The organism is Frankia sp. CoWAU3 (assembly GCF_977971855.1).
The window spans coordinates 12,131-15,883 of the sequence record NZ_CDWWXB010000070.1 but is presented as its reverse complement, the minus strand read 5'-3'; the positions used below and the strand labels follow the sequence as shown (position 1 = coordinate 15,883).

Here is a 3,753-nt window from a genome sequence, read left to right as displayed (position 1 = left end):
GCCGGCGCCGGCTCGCCTACGAGATCGCCAAGAGTCACGAAGGCATCTACGCCGTCATCGACCTGCATGCGGAGCCCGACGTCGTCGCCGAGCTCGACCGTCAGCTCGTCCTCAACGAGTCGGTCATCCGCACCAAGGTCATCCGGCTTCCAGAGCCGAAGAAGCCACGTCAGAGCCGCCGGGCGGCGGCATGATCCGGTCCGCTGCGACGGCAGTCCCCCTGCCGTCGTGGGCCGCCGATCTCCGGGAGAGTGCCCATGGCCGGTGAAACCGTCATCACCGTCGTCGGCAACCTAGCCAACGACCCCGAACTGAGGTTTACCCCGAACGGTGCCGCGGTCGCCAGCTTCACCGTCGCATCCACGCCGCGCACCCTCGACCGCCAGACCAACGAGTGGAAGGACGGCGAGGCGCTGTTCCTGCGCTGCTCCATCTGGCGCCAGGCGGCGGAGCACGTCGCCGAATCGCTGCAGAAGGGCGCTCGGGTCATCGTCACCGGCCGCCTCAAGCAGCGGTCGTTCGAGACCCGCGAGGGTGAGAAGCGCACCGTGATCGAGCTCGACGTCGACGAGATCGGTCCGAGCCTGCGCTACGCCACCGCCAAGGTCGTCAAGGCCGCGCGTGGCGGTGGCGGTGCTGGTGGCGGCGGTTACGGGGGCGGTGGCGGTTACGGTGGCGGTGGCGGAGGCGGCTACGGCGCGCCTGCCGGCGCGCCCCCCGGCGCACCTGCCGGTGTTCCCGCGGGCGTTCCGGCCGGCGGCGGCTACGGCGGCGGTAGTGGTGGAGCACCCATCGATGACCCCTGGTCGCAACCGGCCGGCGGCTACTCCGACGAGCCACCGTTTTGAGCGGCCGGTCGTCGTCCTCGCGAACGACACAACGAGGTAGGAGCACACCCATGGCCAAGGCGGCCGTGCGCAAGCCCAAGAAGAAGGTTTGCGTTTTCTGCAAGGACAAGGTCGACTACATCGACTTCAAGGACACTTCGCTGCTGCGCAAGTACATCTCCGACCGGGGTAAAATCCGGGCCCGTCGGGTGAGCGGTAACTGCAGCCAGCACCAGCGCGACGTGGCGACGGCGGTGAAGAACAGCCGCGAGATGGCGCTGCTGCCCTACACCGCCTCGGCCCGGTAAGGGGTGGCAATGAAGCTCATCCTGACCCAGGAGGTCCCCGGTCTCGGCAGCCCGGGTGACATTGTGGAGGTCGCGAACGGGTACGGGCGTAACTACCTCGTGCCCCGCCGGTACGCGATCCTCGCGACCAAGGGCGCGGAGCGTCAGGTCGAGCAGATCAAGCGGGCCCGGTCGGCCCGCGCGGTTCGTGATCTCGGGCACGCTCAGGAGATCGCCGGTCAGCTCGGTGGCCTCAAGGTCGAGCTGACCAGCCGGGCGGGCAAGGAAGGCCGCCTGTTCGGTTCCGTGACGGCGGCCGATGTGGTGGAGGCGGTGACCGCCGCGGGTGGCCCCGAGCTCGACCGGCGCCGCGTCGAGCTCACCACGCCGATCAAGTCCCTGGGCGCCTACACCGTCGCCGTGCATCTGCATCCCGAGGTGACCGCGACCGTGAAGCTCCAGGTCACGCAGGCCTGACCAGGGCAGGGCGGGCCTGATCGCGGCCGGATGGGCCCGAGGTCAGGCGGGTCTGACGGGGTGGCGGGTCTGACGGGGTGGCATCCGCCGTTTCTCCCGCTGTACCGCCGCGCTCGCTGTACGGGCTCCCCTGGCCGACCGTCTCAGGTGGTCGGCCAGGGGAGCCCGTTGTGCGTGGGGCAAGGGGCGACGACCAGATCCGAAACTTTTTCTCATCCACAGGGCACTCGGGATGCAGGCGCCTGCCAGCTAGGTTTCGTCGAGGTTGTGGTCTCGGGTGTCCACAGGTCTCCGGTTTCCGTCCCGATGTCCTCCCCAGGTTTCGGCCGGTTACCCACAGCTTTTCCACAAGGGCCTGTGGATAACTTTTTGGTGGGTGTACCCGCCGGTCCGTAAGGTCGGACCCTCCAGGCCGAGGAAGGTACTTCTAGCCTGATCGGGCCAGGTCTCCTTCGGCGACGCGGGCGGCGCCCGGCGAGAGGCTCACCGGGCGCCGCCCGTTCGGTCCCTGCTGGGAGCCCCGGCCGGTCGGGGGCGGAGCGGTTCGTTGACAGCGGTTCCGATCTGTACGAACATTCGTTCGAATGCGGGTCTACGAGAGTCCCGGGAGGGTGCGTCGTGAGCGTCACCGAGATCTCGCGTGGTTCCGGTGGGAGCGCAGAGTTCGACCGGACTCCCCCGCACGACCTGCCCGCTGAGCAGAGTGTGCTCGGCGGCATGCTGCTGTCGAAAGACGCCATCGCCGACGTTGTCGAGGTCCTGCGGACGGGTGACTTCTACCGTCCCGCGCACGGCCTCGTGTACGAGGTCATCGGCGATCTCTACGGCCGGGGGGAGCCTGCGGACGTCATCAGCGTCGCCGCCGAGCTCAGCCGCCGCGATCTGCTCGAACGGGTGGGCGGTCCGGCCTACATGCACACCCTCATCTCGAGCGTGCCCACCGCGGCCAACGCTGGGTACTACGCCCGTATCGTCGCGGAGAAGGCGATCCTGCGCCGCCTCGCGGAGGCCGGCACCCGCATCGTGCAGCTCGCCTACGGCGCGGCTCCGGACGTCAGCGACGTCGTCGACCGCGCCCAGGCGGCCGTGTACGAGGTGACCGAGCGCCGGGCGAACGAGGACTACCTGCCGCTGGGGGAGCTGCTCAACCCGGCGTTGGAGGAGATCGAGTCCATCCAGGGGCACGACGGTTCGCTGACCGGGGTGCCCACCGGTTTCGTCGACCTCGACGAGCTGACCAACGGCCTGCACGGCGGCCAGCTGTGGATCGTCGCGGCCAGGCCTGCCGTGGGCAAGTCGACCCTCGGCCTGGACTTCGCCCGGGCGGCGTCGATCAAGAACGGGATGGCGTCGGTCATCTTTTCGCTGGAGATGAGCCGCATGGAGATCACCATGCGGCTGTTGTCCGCCGAGGCGCGGGTGTCCCTGCAGAACATCCGCACGGGCCGGCTCACCGACGACGACTGGGGTCGCCTGGCCCGCCGGATAGGCGAGGTCGCGGAGGCCCCGCTGTTCATCGACGACAGCCCGCACCTGACGATGATGGAGGTCCGGGCGAAGGCCCGGCGGTTGAAGCAGCGCAACGAGCTGCGTCTGGTGATCCTCGACTACCTGCAGCTGATGTCGTCGCCCAAGAAAGTGGAGAACCGTCAGCAGGAGGTCAGCGAGATCTCGCGGTCGCTGAAGCTGCTCGCCAAGGAGCTCGACGTTCCGGTGGTCGCCATCTCCCAGCTCAACCGCGCCTCCGAGCAGCGGGCCGATAAGCGTCCCCAGGTCTCCGACCTGCGCGAGTCCGGAAGCCTGGAGCAGGACGCCGACGCGGTGATCCTGCTGTACCGGGAGGACACGGTCGAGAAGGAGTCGGCGCGCGCCGGCGAGGCGGACCTCATCATCGCCAAGCACCGCAACGGGCCAACTGGCACCGTCACCGTCGCCTTCCAGGGTCATTACTCACGGTTCGTCGACATGGCGAACTGAATTCTCGGCCCGGGAGCGGGACGAGGCCCACGGGTGGAGAGCGCCAGCGGCCCGGCGGCGGGCCGGGTGGGCGCCCGGGTGTGTTTGGCGTGGTCATGGTTCATGTTGGCGGACCGCAGATCTCCCGATGCTGCCAGACTGGGCGGTATGAGTTTCAGGATCATCCATGGCGAGTGAGAGGCGGG

General features: G+C 68.7%; 5 protein-coding genes. All 5 read left to right on the top strand.

The window, feature by feature from the left end; translation table 11 throughout:
- The coding region (rpsF, locus tag AC08ON_RS08845; protein ID WP_476616767.1) for a 30S ribosomal protein S6 at nt 1-194 on the top strand (194 nt) is incomplete at its 5' end.
- A 63-nt stretch (nt 195-257) separates the two neighbouring features.
- Nucleotides 258-848 (top strand): single-stranded DNA-binding protein, encoded by a 591-nt coding sequence (locus tag AC08ON_RS08840; protein ID WP_476616766.1) that lies wholly within the window; start codon nt 258-260, stop codon nt 846-848.
- A 50-nt stretch (nt 849-898) separates the two neighbouring features.
- Nucleotides 899-1,135, top strand: coding sequence for a 30S ribosomal protein S18 (gene rpsR / locus AC08ON_RS08835; RefSeq protein ID WP_011438874.1), 237 nt, complete (start codon nt 899-901; stop codon nt 1,133-1,135).
- Nucleotides 1,136-1,144: 9 nt separating this feature from the next.
- Nucleotides 1,145-1,591, top strand: coding sequence for a 50S ribosomal protein L9 (gene rplI / locus AC08ON_RS08830; RefSeq protein ID WP_011438873.1), 447 nt, complete (start codon nt 1,145-1,147; stop codon nt 1,589-1,591).
- 618 nt (nt 1,592-2,209) lie between these two features.
- Nucleotides 2,210-3,568 (top strand): replicative DNA helicase, encoded by a 1,359-nt coding sequence (gene dnaB / locus AC08ON_RS08825; RefSeq protein ID WP_476608303.1) that lies wholly within the window; start codon nt 2,210-2,212, stop codon nt 3,566-3,568.
- The last annotated feature ends 185 nt before the right edge of the window (nt 3,569-3,753 follow it).